Here is a 23,032-nt window from a genome sequence, read left to right on the forward strand (position 1 = left end):
GATAATACTATCCTTCCTATTATTTCTCAACTATTTTTTGCACTGCCTTTTTAAATAGTGCATAATTTTTATTAACTAGATTGTTTTGATACCTATTCCATTTAGTTGAGAAATCTTTAAAAATAGACTCATTAGTTATCTCATACATTGCATCCAACAATGATACATGAAGATTGTGATAAAAGGGACTTGCTATCATCTTACCTAAATCATATTTGCTCCAATACCCATTATCGAAATCTCCCATATGGTTAATTAGAGTTTGAACGGAGCGATCGTATATACTTCTAACCTTGTCATCATTTACAACTTTAATATAATCATATAAACCAAACAGTGAAAAAATCCAACCATTAAGAATTGTTGGCTTATTAGTTGCCTCTAATAAAAAAACATCCCCATTGACATATTTTGTTGTGCCACCTTTCTCTAAAGGAATTATTAAAAAGTTTATTGCCTTTTCTGCTGCTACAAGGTATTTTTCGTCATTAAACTCTTTATATGCCCTAATTAAAAGTGATACACCTTCTCCTTGTGCCATTGAAGAATAAGGAGCATCTGGAAATTTAAAGAAGAAGTTATCCCATGATCCATCTCTTTGCTGGGTATCTAAAGCCCACTCTACACATAAGTTGAATTTATCTAAAAACAGCTTATCTTTCTTTAATAAATATAAATCATATGCACCCAAACCATACTGAAATATTGCTATCGGAAATAGCACTTCGTCACCATTCTCAATTTTTAATTTTGGTAATTTTACATCATATAAATCTACACCCTTAGTTACTTTTTCAGTTAAATCATTATAATACCCTTTAATCTCTGGAATCGAGTATACTTTACCCACTCCTTGATTTACATGCTCAATGCTTTTTCCAGTTAGCATTCTTGTCCATTTTTTTATGTTATATATACTTAAGCCCATATTTAGAATACACCCTCAAATTTATAAATTTTTAACAAATTCACCAATAACAGTTTTCGGTAAATACTTATTTGCCATCCTTAAGCAGTTTCCCCTCATATTATTTAATTGTATTGGATTATTCGCTGCTTGAAACAGAATTTTTTCTAATTCTGAACTTTCCATAAATTCATAAATCATACCAGTGGTATCATGAATAACAATTTCACTTGCAGAATTCCAATTTGAAGCAATTACTGGTAACCCAGCAGCATATGCATCAATTATTGTTCCCGGAATACCTTCGGTTTTATAATGTGTTGGAAATAATAGAGTAAAATAACCCCTTAAAACATTAACACTTTCATTAAAATTTATTACACCCTTATATAATATATAATCCGGAAATTCCTTTTCTAACTCTTCAAATCTATCTTTATAACTTTCATCAACTTTCCCATAAATGTCCAAAGTATATACAACTCTTCCTATAGAATCATTTATATTCTTAACAACTTTTATAGCATCCTCAATACCCTTTTCTTTAACTACTCTTGAAAAAGTGCAAAGGCTATATGGTTCCTGAATTTCATAACCCAGATCCTTTTCCTCTAATACTTCTAACTGTTTGAAATTTGGAAAATAATTAACATTTTTTAATCCCATTTCATTAAGGGATTTAATCATATTATTTGTTTCAACATATATGCCATTAAATTTACTTACTTTATTTTTCAGATAAAGATTTTCCGACAAAAGTTCTGGTAACCATGCACCAATAACTACGTAATGTAACTTTCTATTAAATACTTTATTTAGAAATAGAAATAATGGAATAAAAACTTTTATTCCATTCTGGGCAGGCAAGATTATAATGCTCTCACAGTTTTTCATTAAGGAGATGCAATTTAGGAATAATTTTAAAGGATTACTCTTCCATCCAAATGTGTTAACGGCCATTACTGTTTCAGAACCAAAGACTTTATTTAATTCTTCTTGCAGTTGCTTGGTTTTAACTGATTGGCCATCAAACTGCTTATTCTTTTCTCCAAAAAATCCACAAATCCCTACTTTTTTCATTAGACACCCACCTTATAATCGCCAGTAGCTATATCCTCGCACTTCAATTTCTTCTTTATTTAAAATACCTTTTACATCAACTATGACTTTCTCTCTATTTTCCGATATAGAAAAAAGCTTATCTACTTGTTCTATTTCCATTCCCACATATTCAGAATGAGCTACTGCAAATACAAAACAATCTGCATCTTCAATATCATTGAGGTTCACTAAGTCAATATCATATTCACTCTTTGCTTCATCAGCGTTAGCACATGGATCAACCACTATAGGTTTTATTCCATACTCATTTAAACCTTTAATAATGTCTACAACTTTAGAATTCCTTATGTCAGGGCAGTTTTCTTTAAAAGTAATCCCAAGCAATACCACCTTTGATTGTTTAACGACTTTATTTGCAAGTATTAATTTCTTTATGATAGCATTTGCCACAAAGTTCCCCATACCATCATTTATTTTCCTGCCAGATAAAATAATTTGACTATGATAACCTAACCTTTCTGCCTCATAAATAAAGTAATATGGGTCTACACCTATACAGTGCCCCCCAACCAGACCTGGAGTAAATCTTAAAGCATTCCACTTTGTATCCATTGCCTCTATAACATCCTTAGTGTCAATTCCCATGCGGTCGAATACCATTGCCAGTTCATTCATAAAAGCAATATTAATATCACGTTGACTGTTTTCAACAACTTTTGCTGCTTCTGCAACTTTAATAGAACTAGCCTTATGCACACCAGCTTCAATTACTAATTCATATACTTTAGATATTTCTTCTAAACTCTCATCATCAATACCTGAAACGATTTTTATAATTTTTTCAAGTGTATGAACTTTATCACCAGGGTTAATACGCTCAGGAGAATAACCTACTTTAAAATCATAGCCACATTTTAGGCCAGATTCCTTCTCAAGTATTGGAATACAAACATCTTCAGTTACCCCAGGATAAACAGTAGATTCAAATACTACTATTGACCCCTTTGTAAGATTGCGCCCAACAATTGTACTAGCTCCTTCTACCGGAGCAAGATTAGGGGTTTTATCAGAATTTATTGGTGTTGGTACCGCCACAACATGAAATTTTGCTTCTTTGAGCTTTGTTTCATCTGAAGTGAAGCCAACTGATGTATGCTTAATTACTTCATCTCCTACTTCATTGGTAGGGTCTATACCTGACGTATATAATTCAATCTTTTTTTCATTTAAATCAAACCCAATGACATCAACTTTCTTTGCAAATGCAACAGCTAATGGCATACCTACGTATCCTAGTCCTACTACAGAGATCCTTTCCTGTTTATTAGCTATTTTTTCGTATAAACTCATCTGATGCTTCCTCTCTTTCATCTACACTTTCAATTATATTAATCAGCTTCTCTGTTAGTTTATGAAAATCAAATTGAAAAGAAGCTTCACGAGCATTTTTCCCCATCATGTCATTTTCTTTTTCATTACTACTCGCTGTAATTAATGCTTTAGCAATTTCTTCTGCATTTTGTACATTAGCACTTACTCCGCATTTATATTTTTCACAAATACTATAGCCAGTTGTATATGTCTGCACAATACATTTACCTGCCGCTAAATATTCAAAAAATTTATTCTGACTTTGACCATACTTATCAAGCGAAGTACTTGAATTGTGAAGAATGTTTATATAAGATTTTTTTAGTATAGAGGGGACATACTTCTTTTCAACTCGTCCTTTAAATATAACATTATTAATATTTTCTTCTTTACAGCGTTTCATTAGTAACTCACTCTCGTCACCAGATCCGTATATTAAGAATCTAATGTCTTTCTTACCCTGACTTTGAATTATTTTTGCAGCATCTAACAGCATTCCAAGGTTATTTACTTTTCTAATAGAACCAGCATAAACAATATTTTTATAAACTTTACTATCTAAATCTGAATCTATTATCTTGTATTCTTCACTATTTTTATCAAATGTATCAATTACTACTCCATTACTAATATGACTTACTTTTTTCAAATCAATTTGATTATCCCATTTTTGATTCCTAATATAGTCTTTGCCACCCTCCCATGTCATAATGATTGAGTCGGCATTTTTATAAATCCATTTTTCACCTTGATAAAGCACTTTTGTAATTACACTTTTTCTTTTTAATGCACCATACGCTACAATACTTTCAGGCCAAAGATCTCTCACTTCACAAATACAAGGTATCCCAAATTTTTTTGCTACTTTTATCCCCGCCACCAATGTAAGTGGATGTACACTTGAAGCCAATATCACATCGGGTTTACCATATCGACTTGCATACTCTTGTGCAACAGGAAAAAGCCCTTTATAGAAAGAGAACATATTCTTTATTCTCTGTTGGCCATTCCCTTTATATTGGGGAGTATTAATAAATGTGAATGGAATATCATTTACTTGTTTCCTTATAAATTTTCTCCCATCAGTATCCACATTCTCATTTGAAAAGTGATTTGTTGATGCACAAAAAATAGTCGGAGTATATCCTTGTTCAATTAAATGTTCCGCAAACCAATAATGTCTGCCAGCTTGGTCGCTAAACATGTTGGTCGCATAATGATTCCATATCCAAATATTTTTTTTCATCCTTTATACTCTCCTAGCCGGAATACCTATATATGTCCCAGTCTCCGTAATATCATTAACCACAACAGCCCCTGCACCCACTTTACAGCCACTGATGATATTTATGTTATTACTTACTATACTACCAATACCCAGCCATGTCCCTTTTCCGACTTTAACCGAACCAGCTAGATGAGTACCTGGTGATATATGAACATAATCCTCAATAATATTATCATGATCTACAGTTGCCCCAGTATTTACAATGCAACCTTTACCGAGCTTAGTGCAGCAATTTATCACTGCTCCTGCCATAACTACAGTCCCATTACTCAATTTAACTTGCTCCCCGATAACAGCAGTTGGATGTATTAAAGAAGCAATACTTGCCTTTGCAGCCTCAAGTTTCAGCTGAATCTCTTCACGAATAGTATTACTACCAATACCAACAATAAAGTCATATTCATTTAAATATTTATAGAGATCAACAGATTTCCCAATAACTTTAACACCCATTGAGAATTTAATATTTTCATCATCATCTAAGAAGACAATATCCTTCCATTTATTAATTTTTTTCGCAATATCAGCGACTACTTTACCGTGTCCACTAGCACCGATTATGAGAAGTTTTTCTTTCATTATTCCTTCTCCTTCAAATAACAATTCTTCTTACCAAACAAAATGCTTCAGCTGCTCTAACCCCTACAGTAGACCCTCGTAATTTAGCTAATGATTCAATTGCCTCCAAAGAGCGAGGGTGTGGAAAATTTGTTAACTGTGTTGTAAAGTAACTCATTGCTTTTATCTTTTTATCTAAATAAATGCTAACATCAACAAATGTATTAGGAATAAATACATTACTCACATGTGGTACATTCCATTCTGTCTCAGATAAAGTTTCATAAGAATAAACTTCCAAGATTTTATGTTCTTTTATCGGCCTTACTCCAACCATCGTAGATTGAGACACTATCCAATGGTCTAGGTGCATATCTCCATAGTGAGGAATAAAAACAACCTCTGGCTTAAGTTCATCTATAACACTATTAATCTTTGCATTAATCTCATGTTTAGGAATTTCACTTAGCATAACAGCTGGGAATTCTAAGAAAATAGTATCTTTTATCCCTAAAAATTTATGGGATTCAATTGCCTCAGCGCGTAATTTTTCTAACACTTCTTTTGGGAACATAGAAGGATGCCCACTAGTAACAACGCATACGTATACATTATGACCTTCCTCTATATATTTTGCTATTGTTCCGCCGACTCCTAAAATTTCATCATCTGCATGTGGTGCTACCACTAAAACATTCATAACATTACCACCTTAAACAAATTTATGTCCTATAATAAAAGGGTTTGAATCATTAGATACTTCATATTTCGTTAAAACTAACAATGCATCTTTTGCTATAATTCCTATATCACCATTATCTTTTTTCCAAGCAATCTGCCCCGGTATACCGATGTATTTCTCATTAGCCTCCAAATAAGCTTTCCAAAAAACCACTTTATTGCCTTTGTAGTGTGAAAAAGCGCCAGGATAAGGCTTACTTGTAGCACGAATAAGTGTTTCAATTTCTTCACTTGGTAAATTCCAGTCAATCTCCCCATCTTCTGGTCTCCTAACTAATAAGAATGAGGCCTTTTCATGATCTTGCTTTTTAAAGGTTACTGAATCAGAATAAATATTTTCAACACTTTCTTTGATAGCTTCGCTCATTGCGGTACATATTTTATGGTAGACATCCATTGCATAATCAGTTTCTTCAATTGTATACGGGTACTGATTAATGATATCCCCGGAATCCATCCCCTGGTCTAGTTTAAATAAAGATACTTTTGATTCTCGCTCTCCTAATATTATCTGCCATGGTATAGCAGCTCTTCCCCTATGCTTAGGTAGAGGTGTCGGGTGGAATCCAATTGAATATTTATTAGCCATATCAAGAAGTTCATTTGATAATATTTGCGAAAGTCCAATTACATAGATAAAATCAGGGGCTATCTTTTTAATCTCATCAAGTACTTCTCGACTATTGATTTTTTTAAACTTTAAAAATGGAATATCATATTCGAAAGCTATTTTATGAATAGGATAATAGTCCGAAACATTTGTTGATACTTCCTCATCAAGGGAGCAAACTAGATCTACTTTCACGTTACTTTCTATTAGGGTTTCTAGAGCAATCTTACTTGAGATAACCGACCCTATAAAAACAGTCTTATTCATTCTTTACTCCCCTCTCTCGTTTTGATTTCGGGATTTGTTTATAAACTTTTCCTCACCGAAAACTACAATCGCAATTGTCTTTAGAATAATTCTAACATCTGTGACAAAGCTGATTTTTTCTATATATTCTATATCGTAGGCACTTTTTTCTTTGCGTTCTAAGTAAATATTTCCATTAACCTGCGCAAATCCAGTTAACCCTGGTTTTGAATCAAACCTATTCAATTCCCATTTTTCATATTGTTTAATATATTCAGGAAGTGTTGGTCTAGGGCCCACAATTGACATATCACCTTTCAAGATATTCAACAGTTGGGCTAATTCATCTATTTTAAATCGTCTAAGAAATTTCCCTAGTTGTGTGATTCTACTATCATTGCCTTTTACTTCGACACCCACTTTTTGTTGCTTAGCCGCATCCTGTACCATGGTTCGAAATTTGTAGACCTTAAATATTTTCATATCTTTCCCAGGCCTTTCTTGAGTAAAGAATATCGGTCCTTTGGAATCCAATTTAATTAGAATAGCCACAATGATTAAAAGAGGTGACAAAATAATTAGAGCCGATAACGAAAGTATAAAATCTAGTAATCTCTTAATATATTTACTATAAAGACCATTGTTATTAGGGTGCTGCAACTTAGGCTTCATGTTTGTATTTAGTTCAGACTGCATTACTGCCACAACCCCTTAATGGTTTTTACCACTCTACACAGGTCTTCATCTGTCATCTTAGTATCAGACGGTAAGCACACACCATTCTCAAACAATTTCTCCGATACACCTTCACCAACAAAGTTATATTTCTCAAAGAATGGCTGCATGTGCATCGGCTTCCATACTGGCCTTGATTCGATATTCTCTGTTTCCAATGCATCAAATATATCAAGGGGTCTAATCTTACCAGACAATGTCATCGAGCTTAACCAATAATTTGGTTCATCCCATTCATTACTAGGCATAAATTCAATTCCTTCTAGCCCACCAAGCTCTCTTTTATAGAACTCAAAAATGTAATTCTTTTTAGCAACTCTCTGATCCAACACCTTAAGCTGCCCTCTACCAATCCCAGCAACCACATTACTCATTCGATAATTAAAACCTAATTCGCTATGTTGATAATGTCTTGCTTGGTCTCGGGATTGAGTGGCCCAAAACCTCGCCTTAGCAATTCTTTCTTCATTATTAGAAACAAGCATTCCACCTCCGGAAGTTGTGATGATCTTGTTTCCATTAAAAGAGAAGATGCCATAGTCACCGAAAGTTCCAGTATGCTTACCTTTATAGTAAGTACCTAGAGACTCAGCAGCATCTTCTATAACCGCTACGTTATGTTTCTTACAAATCTCCATGATTTTGTCCATATCTGCAGACAAACCATATAGATGAACGACCAGTACTGCCTTTACTTCTGGATACTTTTCAAAAGCTTCTTCTAATGCTTTTGGGCTCATATTCCAAGTTTCGTAATCACTATCGATAAATACAGGAATAGCATTTAGGTAGATGATTGGATTTGCAGTAGCAGAGAAAGTAAGTGTTGGACAGAATACAATATCTCCTTCTCCAACTCCTGCCGCTTTAAGCGCTAGATGAATAGCAGCTGTTCCTGAAGACAGTGCTGCAGCAGCTTTAGAACCAACCTTCTCAGCAAGCTCTCTTTCAAATCCATTTACGTTTTCACCAAGGGGAGCAATCCAGTTTGTATCAAAAGCTTCCTTAACATATTGCATTTCATAACCTTCATCACTCATATGTGGTGAAGAGAGGAATATTCCTTCTTTCACTTTTGTCGATTCCATTTTCTAGACTTCCTTCCCTAGTTAAGTTAATATTTTAGTAGATTAGGACTTATTTAGAAGATCTTCCTTCCAACCAACTACTAAACCACTAAAATTGTTATCTACTACTGATAGCCACCTCGTAATATCTATTCAATCTACCAAGCAAATACGAAATAGATATTCGTTACAAAACCACTCCAAACCGAGTTTCTTCCTAATTATATATACCATTCAATTAATCTAAAATTCTCACTAAAAATGCCTCAAACCCTTATCCCGCAAGGTTTCTAGCGTTCAATCTAAGTACGATACTCAGTTCCCTTCAACCATTCAAAAAAAGACATAAGAACCCGGTGTAATCTCTCTGCTGTCTGCACCGTTCTTACATCCTCTATTCTCACAACCAAGGCACCTCAGAATCGCCTCCACCGTTTTCCTCGTCATCCAGTTCCTTTACATGTACATTACAGATCACTTCCAACTGATCGGCGCTCCTATTCAATTGATAGCTCCCTCCAGCAGGACAAGTACTCAGCCCACTTTCATTCACGAACTGGTTAAATTGTTCAGTTGTATGGATAACTGAATTCATCAATAATCGTCGCTCATAGTCTTTCTTGACAGTCTCCCTATTCACAGCACAGACTTCATTCTCCGTTTTGTCTATTTGGTTAATAACCATTGGAACTGCTATAGCGGCAAGTATCCCAACTATGATAACTACAGCCAATAACTCCACTAAGGAGAAACCGGATTCATCAGATGTTTTACCTTTATCATGTTTCTTATCCATCTCTATCACCAACTTTCCCGGTAATAAAAACAAAATAAAAAAAGGGGCATCCAACCCCTCCTCACGCCGTACCACTGATAACTGGTGTGCATCTAAGGTGGTTTATCCAACCACCCACAATACAGCCGAGTGCTGCCGTTGATAAAGGTGAGGCAGCGTTACCTGAATCCACATATGCAGTTGTGCCATAGGATCAGATCGATTTAGCGGTTTCCGTATAGCCCGGTTTCTCGAGCAGTTTGAACATATTGGTTTTATACAGTTCGACGCCTGGCTGGTCGAATGGGTTGACGCCGAATAGGTAGGCGCTCATGGCGCACGCTTTTTCGAAATAGTAGACGAGATAGCCGAACGTGAAGGCATCGAGTCTTGGGACTTCGAATGTGACCGCCGGGACGCCGCCTTCTGCGTGAGCATTGAGTGCGCCGATGGTGGCTTGTTCGTTCACTTTATTGACTGTCTTGCCGGCCAGGTAGTTCAGGCCGTCAATGTTGTCAGGATCGGAACCGATGACCAGGTCATGTGCCGGTTCTTTGACGGTCAGGATCGTTTCGAACAGATCCCGCTGGCCCTCCTGGATATACTGGCCGAATGAATGGAGATCCGTAGTGAACGTGGCGGATGCCGGGAAGATGCCGCGGCGTTCTTTGCCTTCGCTTTCGCCGAAGAGCTGTTTCCACCATTCCGCGAAAAACTGCAGGCTCGGTTCGTAGGCGACGAACAGTTCGATCGCCATCCCTTTCTGGAACAGGATGTTGCGGATGATGGCATATTGGTACGCACTGTTCTCGGTGATGTCCGCGGTCAGTAGTTCGTTGTAGGCTTGTTTGGCGCCTGTCAGAACCTGCTGGATGTCGATGCCCGCTGTCGCCATTGGCAGAAGACCTACTGGCGTGAGCACCGAGTAGCGGCCGCCGATGTCCCTCGGTATCGTGAAGGTTACATAGCCTTCCTGTTGCGCCAATTCTCGCAAGGCGCCTTGTTCGGCGTCGGTTGTCGCAATGATCCGTTTCCGTGCTTCTTCCTTGCCGTATTTATCTTCCAATAGCTTGCGAAAAATCCGGAAGGCGATGGCCGGTTCGGTCGTCGTGCCGGATTTCGAGATGATGTTGATGGCGAAGTCCTTCCCTTTGAGAGCTTGCATCACTTGCGTCATGTATGTCGAGCTCAAGTTTTGACCGACATAGAGAATTTGTGGTTTATGCTGCGTTGGTCCGGGTATAGAGTATTTGAAGGGGTGCGTGAGCATTTCGATAGCTGCGCGTGCACCAAGGTAGGAACCGCCGATCCCAATGACGAGGAGGATGTCGCTCGTCTGCTGGATGTGCTGGGCGGTTTTTTGAATTCGTTCGATTTCTTGCGGGTCGATGTCCTGGGGATAGGTGAGCCAGCCGAGGGCGTCCTGGTGCTTGCTGCGGCCGCTGTGCATCTGCTCGTGGATGGCTGCGACTGATTCTTTGAGGAACTCGATCTGGTAGTGTCCGAAGAAGGGCTCTGCATTTGTGTAGTCCAGCTTGATGTAGGTCATGTCGCTTCCTCTTTTCTCTGGTGAGTTCCTCAAGTCTTAGGCAGTCGTCAATTGTTTCGGATCGACTTCGACCGTCTTGCGGTTGGCGAGGCCGATCAGTGTGTCTTTCATCGTCTCGATCGACATGTCGGGCAGCTGGTCGAGTACGTATTCTAGCTCGAGCGCTGTGATCGGTGTCGCTTTGCCGATGTAGATTTTCGGGAAGACGTACTCGTCCTGGCGTTCTGCCGGGTCGAGCAATTCCTCGTAGAGCTTCTCCCCCGGCCGGATGCCGGAGTATTTGATTTCGATTTCATCGTCCTGGTATCCGGACAGGCGGATCAGATTCTTCGCGAGGTCGGTGATCTTTACAGGCTCACCCATATCGAGGACGAACACTTCCCCGCCGCGTGCGAGTGTGCCGGCCTGGATGACGAGCCGGGATGCTTCCGGTATCGTCATGAAGTAGCGGGTCATGTCCGGGTCGGTGACGGTCACCGGGCCGCCTTGTTTGATCTGATGTTTGAACAGCGGGATGACACTACCGCGTGAGCCGAGGACGTTGCCGAACCGGACGGCGGCGTATTTCGTTTTGCTTGTTTTGGCGAGGTTCTGGATGATCATCTCGGCGAACCGTTTCGTCGCTCCCATGATATTCGGCGGGTTGACCGCTTTGTCGGTCGAGACGAGGACGAAGTGCGGCACGCCGTATGTGTCGGCGGCTTCTGCGACGTTCTTCGTGCCGAAGATGTTATTTTTGACCGCTTCCCGCGGGTTCGCTTCCATGAGCGGCACGTGCTTATGCGCCGCCGCGTGGTAGATGACGTGTGGTGCGTACTGTTCCACGATGCTGAAGAACCGGTTCCGGTCCTGCACATCGGCGATGACCGGAATGATGTCGATCGTGCCGGCAACCTTTTCGCGGAGTTCCCGTTCTATCAGGTAGATCGAGTTTTCCCCATGGCCGACGAGCACGAGCCGTTTCGGCTGGAACGCGCTTACCTGCCGGCATATTTCCGAACCGATGGACCCGCCCGCCCCTGTGATGAGGATCGTCTGGCCGGTCAGTTTGCTTCGGATCGCTTCCATGTCGAGTTTGACTTCGTCCCGCCCGAGCAGGTCTTCGATCTTGACGTCCTGCATGTCGGTGACGGACACTTTGCCCGTCACGAGGTCTTCGATTTTCGGGATCGTCTGCGTCTTGACGCCTGTGTCCACACAGCGCTGCATGAGCACCTGCATGTCCGCTTTGTTCATTGAAGGGATCGCGATGACGATCTTGTCGATGTCGTTATCCTGTACATAGTCTTCGATGTTCTTCGTGCCGCCGATGATCGAGACGCCGTGGATCTCGAGGCCCTGCTTCCGGCGGTCGTCGTCGAGGAACGCGACCGCTGTCATGCCGGATTCCGGGTTGTTGACGAGCTGCCGGGCGACGATCGTACCGGCCTGTCCTGCGCCGATGATGAGCGTGCGCTTCGTGTTCAGCCCTTTTCGTTTCAAGTGACTGTCGCGCGCCATCCGCCAGGACAGCCGGGAGCCGCCGATCAGCAGCAAGTGCAGCATCCATGTGAGGAACAATGCCCGCATGCTGATGTGTTGCGTCAGGACGAGCTGGACGCCTGCGACGACGATGATCGACAGCGTGACCGCTTTGAAGATCGCTGCGAGTTCCCCGATGGACGCATACGACCAGACCTTCCGGTACAGGCCATAGCGCCAGGCGAACAGGTGATGTGCGATTGTCAAGGCAACGGAGCTTGCGATGACGACTTTTGTCGTGAATACAACAAAATCCGGTTTCAGTATGAAATAGCCGAAGAAGATGGAAGAGAGGACGATGACTGTATCGAGCACGAACAGCATGGTCATCCTTTTCCGCATCGTCATCCGCTTCCACCTCCCTCCTAAAATACTATAAATATTTTACAATTCTTCTACCAGTTTAGCATGGCGGTAGCTGGAAAGCTAGATTCCGTGCAACTTTTCGACAAATTCCCTACATACTTTCCACACATTCTCGGGAAACCCGTTGCTATTCCTCACTTTTCCTCCATCTGGCAAATTGTCCTGCTTTCCTCTCATCCATGATTTCTAGAAGTAAGTACCAATCCATTAGAAGAACAGCCATTTTTTCGGCTTCTCTAGTGCTTCCGGCTCAAGAATGGTGAGATTCTTATCGGTCATTATCTTTTCGTTGTTATCGAGCATCAGATCCGCATAGTCGCCGAGCCGTTTCTTCTCAAGAATATCGAGTCCTTTTTCGAATAGCGGCGGACGGTTTGCCGTATTGTGCGCATCGGAGCCGTAACAGTGGACGAGATTCGCCTCGATGAGCTGAAGAGACAGTTTCTGGATCGCCTTCCCGAATCCGCCGGCGATGCTGCCTGCAGTAATCTGTGACAAGGCGCCTGCGTGGACGAGCCGCTCGAGCCGTTCGGGTTTTTCCGATATGCCGCGGTTGCGCTCGGGATGCGCGATGATCGGCGTGATGCCTTCCGTGAGCAGCTGGCTGATGATCGACGTTGTGTACGCCGGAACCGAGCCGGATGGGAGTTCGAGCAGTAAGTAATTGGAGCCAGCGAGCGTCAGAACCTCTCCAGTCTTCACTTTATCGACAATGTCCTCCGCTAGCCGGACTTCGTGTCCGCTGTGGAGGGTGACAGGCGTGTCCGAGCCCGCGAGGATATCTTCAAGCAGCCGGAGCTGGCTTTTCACTTCTTCCGCAGGTACGTGGTATTGCGGCTGGAGGGCGTGCGACGTGGAAATGATTCCCGTGACGCCTTCTGCGTGCAGCGTCTCCAGCAGCCGCATCGTCTCTTCAATCGTCTTCGGGCCGTCGTCCACGCCGAACAGCAAATGGCAGTGCATATCTATCATGATCTGTATCTCCTTTGCTTATGAGTGAAAAAAAGAGCGAGGGCCCGTGCGTCCCTCACTCTGCAGTTCCGTAGTATTGGTAGTAGTAGTGGTCTTTTGCGAGCGTGTAATTGTTCATGAGCACGCCGAGGATCCGTGCGTTCGCCGACTGCAGCGTCTCTTTCGCTTTCAGGGCATTGTCCTTTTCGGTCGATCCTGTATTGACGACGAGGATTGTGCCGTCGCATTCGTTCGAGAGGATCTGGGCATCCGCGACGGACAGCAGCGGCGGTGCATCGAAGACGATGACATCGAACTGCTCTTTCAGCTGGGCGATAAGTGCTTTCATTGTCTGGGAGCCGATCAGTTCCGCCGGGTTCGGAGGGATGGGCCCACACGGCATGACCGAAAGATGCTCGATATCCGTCGGGATGATCGCCTCCGCCGCTTCCGCCTGCCGGGTGAGGACGGCCGAGAGCCCTGTCCCATTATTGACGTGGAACGTATGGTGCATCGTCGGTTTCCGCATGTCCGCATCGATGAGCAATACTTTGCGTCCCTCCTGAGCAAAAACGACGGCGATGTTGGCCGCGCTCGTCGACTTCCCTTCACTCGGAGACGACGACGTCAGCATGATCGTCCGCAGCTCGGTATCTGCGGACGAGAAATGGATGTTGGTCCGGATCGTTCGGTACTGTTCCGAGATGATCGACTTCGGGTTATCGACCGTGATGAGTTTGCGTGCCGCTTTCTGGAGCGGTTTTTTCTGTTTCTTGAAAATCGCCATGTGCGGTCACCTCTTCTTCTTTCGATGTCTCGATGCCGGCGTCGGCATCTCTTTTTCCGAAATCGGACTGACGAGCCCGAGGATCGGCAGCTCGAGCAGGTCCTCGACATCCTGTTCCGTCTTGACGGTCGTATCCAAGTACTCGAGCAGGAAGGCGATGCCGACTCCGATCATGAGGCCGACGACTGCGCCGATCGCCATGTTGAGTTTCGGGTTCGGCTTCACGGGCACCGGTTTCTCCGGCAGTTCCGCAGGTGACAGGATGTTAACGTTGTCGACTTTCATGAGTTTCTTGATCTCTTCCTGGAACACTTCCCCGGTCGTGTTCGCGATATCGACGGCGCGGTACGGCTCTTCATCGGTGACGCTGACGTTGATGACCTGGGAGTTCTGTGTGCTGTCGACGCTGATTTTGTTGGTCAGCTGGGCAGGCGTCGTATCCATATCGAGTTTCTCGATGACGATGGACAGGATCGCCGGGCTTTTGATGATGACATTATATGTATTGATGAGCTGCAGGTTAGTCTGGATGTCCTGGCTGTTGAACGGCTGCTGCTCGACCTTATCCTGGTTGACGAGGATCTGTGTGGATGCCTGGTAGATCGGTGTCAGAAGCAGGTAGCTGACGACGCCAGCGATGGTGATGGCCAGGATGGTGATGGCAAGGATCATGATGAGACGTTTTTTGAGGACGTTCATCAGCTCTTGCAGACTGATGGTTTCTTCCATGAGATCCCGGGTTCCCCTTTTCTAGTTGTTTGTCAAATCTTGCAACAGTATAGCATACCGGGTCATTTTTTGGTACATCGTTTCCTGAAAATTATGCTATAGTAGTGCTAATCTGCTAGACGGATAGATGGAATACATGCTGATCATGACGAGTTGGAAAGGAGAACTTATGAGACGTGGAGTCGGTGTTTTAGTGATCTTGGCAGTGATCTGTGCTGCCGGAGTGATCGGCAGCTGGATGGTATGGAAAGGGAAGGTGCAGGAGGCCGGCGAGCTGCGGCCGGCTGTGTCCAATGAGTCGGGGGATACAGGCAACTCTCCTGACGCCGAGCCTAATGAGGAGGAGACGGTCACGGCCACCCCGCCACTGGATGCTCTTGGTGAGTCCGTGGACCCGGGTATCCGGAAACGGTTCGAGAAACGTTTTGCGGCGGATGAACCGGTCCGGATCCTGTTAGCCGGGTCGGATGCTTTGGCGCCTGTCGCCGTCAATTTCGCCGAAAAACTGAAGACGGGGTTCGGGGAATGGGTGACGGTCGATGCCGCCACGGCAGATGTAACGTCTTCCGAATTCATCGCCCAGGGACTCGGAACGATCGATTGGTCGGCGCCGTATGATGTCGTCATCTACGAACCGTTCACATTGAAGAACAACGGCAAGGTGGTCATCGAGAAGGAGGAGCAGGATCTGCTCGCTGTCTATGATCGGGCGTCCAGCAGTTCCAGCGAGACGGTCTTCATCGTCACACCGCCTCAGCCGATCTACGAAGCGAACTACTACTTGACGCAGATCGAAGCGCTGCAGAAGTTCTCGGCTGCAAAAAACTTCCTGTATGTCGATCACTGGGACAGATGGCCCACTACGTCGTCTGCCGATCTGCTGGAGTATGTCGGAAAGGATCGGACGCTGACATCGAAAGGCGTCGATGTCTGGGCGGAAGCGCTCGCCGAGCAGTTCATCGACTGACCTGTTGTAGCGGAAGTAAGAAAAATTCTGCTAATTGGCTACCATTTTCACTTGGAGTTATGGTATAGTGTGGGAGAATGAGAGAACTACCAATGTTAGGCATTATTATTCATCCAATGGAGGGATTACATGAAGAACCGTACAACCGCACGGAAAACGTACATGGCTGTCCTGTCAGCCGCTGTCGCATCCGGCGCGATCGTCGCAGCCGTACCGGCACAGAACGCCGAGGCTGCTGTCAGCTTCAAAGACGTCTCATCGAAAACACCGCACGCAAGCGCCATCCACGCACTTGCTGAGCGCGGCGTTGTGACCGGTTTCGCTGACGGTTCGTTCCGTCCGATGACGCAGCTGAAGCGCAGTGAAGCTGCCCAGATGCTCGCGAAGTCACTTGGACTGGACACGAAGAAAGTCAAGAACCCTGGATTCACGGACGTGAAATCGGGTGCTTGGTACTATGGCGCAGTCGCTGCCTTGAGTGAAGCAGGCGTCATCGACGGCTACAAGGACGGTTCGTTCCGCCCGGATCAGCAGCTGACACGTTCCGAGATCTCGAAGTTCCTCGTCACGGCATATGACCTGACAGGTTCGTATTCCGATGAGAACCCGTTCACAGACGTGAAAGCGGACAAGTGGTACGCGAAGTATGTGCTGCCATTGTATGCAACCGGCATCACGACTGGTAAGTCTTCAACTGTCTTCGCACCGGACCGCGGCGTCGGCCGTGGCGAGTTCGCGACATTCATCGTCCGTGCCGAGCAGTACCTTGCAAAAGCCGACACAGCTGTCGAGCAGATGCGCAAGGACATCCGTGCCATCGTCGAGATGAACGAAGACTACAAGGACAAGGACGGCAAAGTTGTCGCGACGGCGAAGTTCGACAAGCCATCCAACTTGCTGACATTGACAGCGAACACACCGGACGCTGTCGATATGCTCCAGGGCACAGGCATCTTCTCCGAGAAATTGCCCAAGCTCGGCGTGACAGCTATCAAGATCGGCAGCAACGAGCCGGTTGACGTGACGAAAGACCACAAAGCGGCGAAAGCAATGATCTCCCAGCAGCTGAAAGATCTGATGGATACGTCGAACGTGAGCGGCGGCGAAATGGCAGCGAAGAATGTGCCGGTCCGTCTGTTCGCACAGACCGGCGACGCAAAGATCTGGGAAGACTTCAACTTGACGCTTGTTGTCAAACTCCCATAAGACATACAGAAACCCCCGCCTGCCGAATTGGCAGCGGGGGTTTTCTTGTAATCATATTCAGTTGGCTCAGCGGCCAAGCGCTTTGTTCATAAGCTGGGACTGGAGCCCCTTCTTGCGCGCTTCATAATCCGAACGGAAACTCTGCGCATACGACTTATCGTAGCCGTTCGCCTTCAGCTCGTTCTCAAGCGCGCCCATGACCGTATTGAATGCGCCGTCCGTCTGGGCTTCCATGGAACGCGCTGCACCCATGTATTTGTTGTAGAAGTAGCCGTAGCTGACATCTCCGGACTTGCTCTTCTCTGCATACTCACTCTTCGCCCGTCCGACGAGTGCATTCAAACGGCCGGCCGCCTGGTTTTCGAGACTCTCAAGCGTCGGTCTGTACTTCGCTTTGATGGAGGCGACCGATGCCTTGCCGCCAGATTGCGGGTTGGATCCAGACGGCTTGGAGTTGCCGGCCTGCCCTTTTTGTGCGTTAGAAGACGGCTGGCCTGCTTGTCCTTTTGAGACACGTGAAGAAGATTGGCTGGAAGAAGCTGCCGCCAGGTTTTTCGACACGGTCACTTTGCCCTTCGTTTCGGTCGTCGTGCCGCCACTTGCCTGTTCGCCTTTGCCGGTTGCACCTTCAGCCGTATCGTGGCCTGTACTTGTAGCGGAATTATCCGAGGAGTCCCCAGAAGTACCATCCTCCGTACCTGTGCCTGATCCTGCTTCTTCATCGCCGATTGTCGATCCGTCCGGCAAGTCGAGTTCATATGGCTCGTCGATGATCTCATCGACCGCCTCGTCCGCGACATCATACGTCTTGAACTTGAACTCATACAGCAAGTACGAGCCGCCCGCCAGAATGATGACGATTGCAGCTATCAAAAAAATCTTCAGTTTCTTGTTCATAGGCGCCTCCCTCATCTTAGTTGTCATTATGACCAGTCTATCAGATTTCCGTGATCAGCGGGAGTCCCTATGTAATTTGTTGAGAACCGGTTCCAAAGCGACAGCCGATCCGCCGCCATTCAGTGGATTTCCGCAAGCAGATTCCCTTCGTTCAGATACGCCTCATACTCCATGTACTCGATATAATAACGGATCGTCCGCGGATAGAGATCCAAGCCTCGCTTGTACTCTTTCTCAATTTCCGCAAGCATCTCCTCCGTCACATGATCCTCATTATGGTAGATCCCTTTCCGCTGCAAGTTATGCAGCCGGTTTGCATACTGTTCTGCGGATACTTCGGATAATTTCCGTGCCCCCGGTTGGATGTTGTGCCGATAGTTCAGATAATCGATGAATTGCATGATGGTCTCCTTTGCTGCTTTTTGTATATGTATAGTATCGTCAAGAAGTGTTGGATTTGAAATATTACCCTGTAACTAAATATACAGAAACACGGGACGGATAAATCATTTTATAGGTTAATAGTACCCAATTTTATTTTTAAATAGGACTTTTAGCTTATTAGTAAAAAGAACCCAGACAGCTATTATCGTCTAGGTTCTTTGGTTTCTTATTCAATTGGTGTAAGGGCGTTCATCTGCTGAAGTAACCCCCGCCTTGTTCGACAGTCCGGTTCACGGATGTATCCCCATCGCCATCGCGATAATATCCCTCCACATACGTGCCATCCTGTCTCTCATAACCGCTCACTTCATGAGGATGGACGAAGTGGGGATCGAGCTTGATAGTCAACGGTTCAAATGTCAAATTTCCTGAATACTTCAATGGGTCCTCATACTCCAAGTGAAGGATATTACCGTGGATGGGATGATGCGCTGTGTATGCTTCCGTTACATGGACAGGATTATGGAACAGAGTGTCGGTCTGCAACGTATCCGGCTGGCTGAAATCCTGATCGAAACTGTCTGATGTAGATGACTGGGAAGTATCGTGAGTGTAGTCCATTACTGCTGGTCCCCTTTCAAAAGTTCAATGAGTTCTTTCATGGCAGTCTTCTGTACTGCATTCTGTTCTTGCTTTTCAGCTTTGCCTGTAAGCTGCTCGTCCACAAGTCCGGCCCGCTCATTCAATTTCTTTTCGAATTCGGTTTGGACAGCAATCCGGATGTTCGTGACATTTTCTCCGATATATTCACGGATTGCATTTTCAAGTTCAGCTGCCACGTCCGAAACCGTCATATCCATGACATTTTTCAACTCCGGCTTGGCATTCGCCAGCTTTGTCGCCTGGATTTTGGATTGGATGAGTGGTAATGCGACCATCCCCATCACCGGGAGGATGACCGTCGCCCCTGTCAACAGAGCGGCGACGGACACGCCGCCTGCCACGAGTCCGGCTTTGATGGTAGCATTGCCGTAATGCATTTCCGCAGCCGCCCGTTTTTCCGGACTTCCCATTTCCCGGTAGCTTCTGCTCTGGATGGAGACGGTTTCGTCAAAGGCCTGGCTCAGACCTTTAGCGAGTTCCATCTCCAGTTTTTTGAACAATTCACGGAAGTGTACGGCATATTGGTCAATCCAATTATCAAACCCTGTGTGGATGAACACAGGCAGTTCCGTATTGATGAAATGATCGATATCCGTTCCTTTGAATACATCAATGCGATTGGCAACTTGCTTCTTCAGTTTGCCCGAGAAGTAATAGAGCGACTTGACAGCGATGCTTTCGATTTCCTGACGCCGCTCTGAAATATATTCATCCAATTCAGCTTTCCAGTCATCCTGCGAGGCCAGCCACCCTGAAATCCGATCCATCTCCTGTTTCAGGACATCCTCATCCGCTTCAAGGATCGCCAGCCGTTCTTCCGCTTCCCGGATTGCAATGTCGCGCAGGACAGACAGCCTGTAGCTGTTCCGCTCCTGCTTGACACGCCGCCTGTTCCCTTCTGTCAGAAGTGTTTTCACCTTCTCTTCCAATACGGGGATGTTGGAGTAGGCCAGAAGTTCCTCATCTTGCTGTGTTCTGGCTGCCAACCCCAGCTTGGCCGAAATCGGAACCACTGTCACCATACTATTGTTTTTCAGGCCCGACAGACGACGCTCGATGTAATGCGCCGTGTCTTCCATTTCCTCTTCCTCCAGCATATCCATGAAATTCATAGGAAACAAGACTGTCTCGATGCCCTGTTTCTCCTGCATCGACTGCAAGAACTCGTATTCCGTCTCACTGACCGGTGCCCTCATGTCCAAGGTAAACAGGACGGCATCCGCCCGCGGGATGAATGTCTCCGTTACAGCTGAGCGCTGCTCATTCAAATCGTTCAGTCCCGGCGTGTCGACAAGCACCACCCGCTCTTTCAATAAGGGAGATGGCACGAACAGCTTGATGTACTCGATCGGCTCACGTTCACCCGGCTGTCCGGCACTATATTCAGACAGTGCTTCAAGAGGCCGGATTTCCGGTTCCTTGCCTTTTCTGATAATATGCATTTCCGGTGTGTCGCCATAGAAAACAGCGTGGATCAACGCGGTCGTCGGTGTCACATCCGCCGGCATCCATTCCCCTCCCAACAGGGCGTTCACCATCGTCGACTTTCCGTGCTTGAATTCACCGACTGTCACGATTGTATAATAATCCTGATCCATATCCTGCTGCAAATCACGCAGCAGAGGAAGTGCCGTACTCTCCGGCAGCAGCCGGCTGATCGTATCATAGGTCTTGAGTATCGGTGATCTTTCAATTGTTGCAGTCATCGGGTATATGCCTCCTCTTTCCCTGTCACTCTCTGTATCAGATCATCCAGACGGTAATTCGATTCTCTAAGTGATCGTTCCGCTTTCTGCAGCTCATCGGCTTGTGCTTCCAAGCTTTCGTCTTGTCTTGCTGCCCGATCAAGCATTTTCTGCAATTGCTCTTCTTTCGACTGGATCTGCTGTTCGATCAGCGCCCCATACTTGCCGGTGAATACGTCGATCGCCGATCCCCATTCCCTTACGAACGTTTCCGACTTCTGCGTGTGGTCATTTCGCAGCTGTGTATGGATTCGGCTCTTTAAACGGTCCCGTTCACTCGGTGCACCCGTGAACAATTCGAATAGTCCGCTTATCATCAGCGTAGCGGCATAAAGAGCACCTGTCACGGCAACGCCCACTCCGGAAGCGATCTTACTTGCGGTCGATTTGTCATGCCAGTTCCAGGTCAATTCATCAATGATTTCTTCAAAGAAGACGATTCCCTGGTCTTTTTTCTCTTCCTGTCCAGCCTCAAGGGAGTTCCCGGCTTTCGACAGTGCCGGAAGTCCGAATGCAGTATTGAAATCCAGCTCCAGCCGTTCCCACTCCGCGTTCAGCAGTTTCCCTGCCCGCTCCATTGCAATCTTCATGATCGTCTCCTTACGATCTTTCAATGCAAGCTCCAGCCTGCGTTCCTCGGGAGCCATTGCGGCGTCCACAAGCTGGGGGATTTCCGACAGATCGGCTGTACTAGACTGGTCGAACGCTTGGATGCCCGTTTCCATGATGCCGTCCAATTCCCTTAAATACCATTGCCGGATGGTCGTCTCATGCGCCAGCATCGTTTCTTTGAGGACCGTTTGCGCCTTCCTGCCCGCCTTATGGATGTTTGCTAGCTTATTTTGAAAACTACTGACTTGCTCTTCCAGTTCATTCCTTGAACGGCTAAGGGCATTCAGCTCAATCGGCAGCCTGTTCAACAGGATATCCTGCAGAATCCGCTGTGATTTTCTGAGCGGAGTCAGCAGTTTGACCGCGCCTCTCTCATATTGGAGAAAATCGGCGAGATCCTGTTCCAGCTCTGCAAAACCGGTTTTTTCTTCGGTCCAGACGGTAATCGGCTTCCCCAGTTTGAGGACTGTCTCCCCATTCTGCGTCCTCCTCAAGTTCAGCTGCTCTTTTGCAGAGATGAGATAGATATTCGTCTCCGGCACTAGGCCCTTCAAATCGGATGTCACTTTGTCATACACTTTCTGGGCATCACCGTCCTTCATCAGTGAATCTTTGAAATTGATGGCGACAAAGATCTTTTGGATATCATTTTTGAACAGCCTGTCTTGCAGTAGGCTCATTTCCGATTTGGACAGCGCCTTCGTTGCAGACAAAAGGAAGATGGCGACATCCGAATCAGGGATCAGCTCGTTGGTGATTGCTCCGCGATTGGCATCCAGATCACCAAGACCCGGTGTATCCAGTAGCGTTACCCCTTCCCGGCAAATCGGCAGCGGATGGCCGATTTCTGCGAATTGGATGTTCTTGATCATTTGGCTGGCGGCTTCGTACTCTTGTTCAGACTCTTCATCCCCGAGAATGGGATCCATGGGAGCAGTTAATTTTTTGAATGCCGCCTCGGTGATCAGTTCCGGCGGCCGGGTGCCTTCCACATAGTGCAGACGGATATAGGGGGTCTCACTATAGACGATTGCGTTCCGGATCGCCGTGGATGGACGGGAAAGGGAAGGCAGAATCTGACGCCCCATCAGAGCGTTGATGAACATGGATTTCCCTCTCGAAAACTCCCCGACCACAATCATCTGGAACCGTTCTTCATGTATCTGGCTACGGATCCGCGCTATTTTCTGTCGTTCCGTTTGGTACTCCAGTTCCTGCATTTGCAGCTCAATTGCCTGGAGCTCTGTGTCCAGCAGCTGCTTCCAGCTATTGAACTGGGTAAGTTCCACTCCCAT

General features: G+C 45.5%; 22 protein-coding genes. 2 read left to right on the forward strand and 20 right to left on the reverse strand.

The features are described 5' to 3' along the window. Positions 1–19 precede the first annotated feature (19 nt). The 15 genes from QWT68_RS10010 to QWT68_RS10080 all read right to left on the reverse strand — a co-directional run bounded on the left by QWT68_RS10010 (position 20) and on the right by QWT68_RS10080 (position 15,263). Complete coding sequence (locus QWT68_RS10010; protein ID WP_290148198.1) at positions 20–928, reverse strand: D-glucuronyl C5-epimerase family protein; 909 nt, start codon at positions 926–928, stop codon at positions 20–22. Positions 929–949: 21 nt separating this feature from the next. After that, positions 950–1,987 (reverse strand): glycosyltransferase family 4 protein, encoded by a 1,038-nt coding sequence (locus QWT68_RS10015; protein WP_290148200.1) that lies wholly within the window; start codon positions 1,985–1,987, stop codon positions 950–952. Positions 1,988–1,999: 12 nt separating this feature from the next. Next, the gene (locus tag QWT68_RS10020; RefSeq protein WP_290148201.1) at positions 2,000–3,319 is read right to left on the reverse strand and encodes a nucleotide sugar dehydrogenase; all 1,320 of its coding nucleotides are present in this window, start codon (positions 3,317–3,319) and stop codon (positions 2,000–2,002) included. Continuing rightward, positions 3,294–4,586: a glycosyltransferase family 4 protein gene (locus tag QWT68_RS10025; RefSeq protein ID WP_290148202.1), complete on the reverse strand. Its 1,293-nt coding sequence runs from the start codon at positions 4,584–4,586 to the stop codon at positions 3,294–3,296. Before QWT68_RS10025 ends, QWT68_RS10020 begins: the two co-directional genes overlap by 26 nt. Before the next feature lie 3 nt (positions 4,587–4,589). Beyond that, entirely contained in the window at positions 4,590–5,207 is a 618-nt protein-coding gene (locus QWT68_RS10030; protein ID WP_290148203.1) for an acetyltransferase, read from the reverse strand. A 13-nt stretch (positions 5,208–5,220) separates the two neighbouring features. Continuing rightward, entirely contained in the window at positions 5,221–5,886 is a 666-nt protein-coding gene (locus QWT68_RS10035; protein ID WP_290148204.1) for a PIG-L deacetylase family protein, read from the reverse strand. A gap of 12 nt (positions 5,887–5,898) precedes the next feature. Then, positions 5,899–6,804 carry a methionyl-tRNA formyltransferase gene (locus QWT68_RS10040; RefSeq protein WP_290148205.1) on the reverse strand — a complete coding sequence of 302 codons (906 nt, stop codon included), beginning with the start codon at positions 6,802–6,804 and terminating at the stop codon, positions 5,899–5,901. A 3-nt stretch (positions 6,805–6,807) separates the two neighbouring features. Further along, complete coding sequence (locus QWT68_RS10045) at positions 6,808–7,479, reverse strand: sugar transferase (RefSeq protein ID WP_290148206.1); 672 nt, start codon at positions 7,477–7,479, stop codon at positions 6,808–6,810. Next, positions 7,479–8,591 (reverse strand): DegT/DnrJ/EryC1/StrS family aminotransferase, encoded by a 1,113-nt coding sequence (locus tag QWT68_RS10050; RefSeq protein WP_290150477.1) that lies wholly within the window; start codon positions 8,589–8,591, stop codon positions 7,479–7,481. The genes QWT68_RS10045 and QWT68_RS10050 overlap by 1 nt, the downstream gene beginning before the upstream one ends. 394 nt (positions 8,592–8,985) lie before the next feature. Further along, positions 8,986–9,435: a type II secretion system protein gene (locus QWT68_RS10055; protein ID WP_290148207.1), complete on the reverse strand. Its 450-nt coding sequence runs from the start codon at positions 9,433–9,435 to the stop codon at positions 8,986–8,988. A gap of 139 nt (positions 9,436–9,574) precedes the next feature. Then, the gene (locus QWT68_RS10060) at positions 9,575–10,909 is read right to left on the reverse strand and encodes a glucose-6-phosphate isomerase (protein ID WP_290148208.1); all 1,335 of its coding nucleotides are present in this window, start codon (positions 10,907–10,909) and stop codon (positions 9,575–9,577) included. 36 nt (positions 10,910–10,945) lie between these two features. After that, positions 10,946–12,778 (reverse strand): polysaccharide biosynthesis protein, encoded by a 1,833-nt coding sequence (locus QWT68_RS10065; RefSeq protein WP_290148209.1) that lies wholly within the window; start codon positions 12,776–12,778, stop codon positions 10,946–10,948. A gap of 225 nt (positions 12,779–13,003) precedes the next feature. Continuing rightward, complete coding sequence (locus tag QWT68_RS10070; protein ID WP_290148210.1) at positions 13,004–13,768, reverse strand: tyrosine-protein phosphatase; 765 nt, start codon at positions 13,766–13,768, stop codon at positions 13,004–13,006. Between the two features lie 55 nt (positions 13,769–13,823). Further along, a complete protein-coding gene (locus QWT68_RS10075; protein WP_290148211.1) occupies positions 13,824–14,534 on the reverse strand; it encodes a CpsD/CapB family tyrosine-protein kinase in 711 nt (236 codons plus the stop codon). A gap of 6 nt (positions 14,535–14,540) precedes the next feature. Next, entirely contained in the window at positions 14,541–15,263 is a 723-nt protein-coding gene (locus tag QWT68_RS10080) for a YveK family protein (protein WP_290148213.1), read from the reverse strand. 169 nt (positions 15,264–15,432) lie between these two features. Between QWT68_RS10080 and QWT68_RS10085 the strand changes: the two genes are divergently transcribed. Both QWT68_RS10085 and QWT68_RS10090 read left to right on the forward strand, forming a co-directional pair. Beyond that, positions 15,433–16,230 carry an SGNH/GDSL hydrolase family protein gene (locus tag QWT68_RS10085; RefSeq protein ID WP_290148214.1) on the forward strand — a complete coding sequence of 266 codons (798 nt, stop codon included), beginning with the start codon at positions 15,433–15,435 and terminating at the stop codon, positions 16,228–16,230. Positions 16,231–16,359: 129 nt separating this feature from the next. Continuing rightward, positions 16,360–17,436 carry an S-layer homology domain-containing protein gene (locus tag QWT68_RS10090; protein WP_290148215.1) on the forward strand — a complete coding sequence of 359 codons (1,077 nt, stop codon included), beginning with the start codon at positions 16,360–16,362 and terminating at the stop codon, positions 17,434–17,436. Between the two features lie 66 nt (positions 17,437–17,502). Here the strand turns inward: QWT68_RS10090 and QWT68_RS10095 are convergent, their stop codons facing one another. The 5 genes from QWT68_RS10095 to QWT68_RS10115 form a co-directional block, all read right to left on the reverse strand. Next, positions 17,503–18,333, reverse strand: coding sequence for a hypothetical protein (locus QWT68_RS10095; RefSeq protein WP_290148216.1), 831 nt, complete (start codon positions 18,331–18,333; stop codon positions 17,503–17,505). Positions 18,334–18,452: 119 nt separating this feature from the next. Continuing rightward, entirely contained in the window at positions 18,453–18,734 is a 282-nt protein-coding gene (locus QWT68_RS10100) for a hypothetical protein (RefSeq protein ID WP_290148217.1), read from the reverse strand. 232 nt (positions 18,735–18,966) lie between these two features. Then, positions 18,967–19,338, reverse strand: coding sequence for a hypothetical protein (locus QWT68_RS10105; protein ID WP_290148219.1), 372 nt, complete (start codon positions 19,336–19,338; stop codon positions 18,967–18,969). After that, positions 19,338–21,086: a dynamin family protein gene (locus QWT68_RS10110; RefSeq protein ID WP_290148220.1), complete on the reverse strand. Its 1,749-nt coding sequence runs from the start codon at positions 21,084–21,086 to the stop codon at positions 19,338–19,340. The genes QWT68_RS10105 and QWT68_RS10110 overlap by 1 nt, the downstream gene beginning before the upstream one ends. After that, positions 21,083–23,032 (reverse strand): dynamin family protein, encoded by a 1,950-nt coding sequence (locus QWT68_RS10115; protein WP_290148221.1) that lies wholly within the window; start codon positions 23,030–23,032, stop codon positions 21,083–21,085. Before QWT68_RS10115 ends, QWT68_RS10110 begins: the two co-directional genes overlap by 4 nt.

Source organism: Sporosarcina trichiuri, from assembly GCF_030406775.1.
Lineage (GTDB): Bacteria > Bacillota > Bacilli > Bacillales_A > Planococcaceae > Sporosarcina > Sporosarcina trichiuri.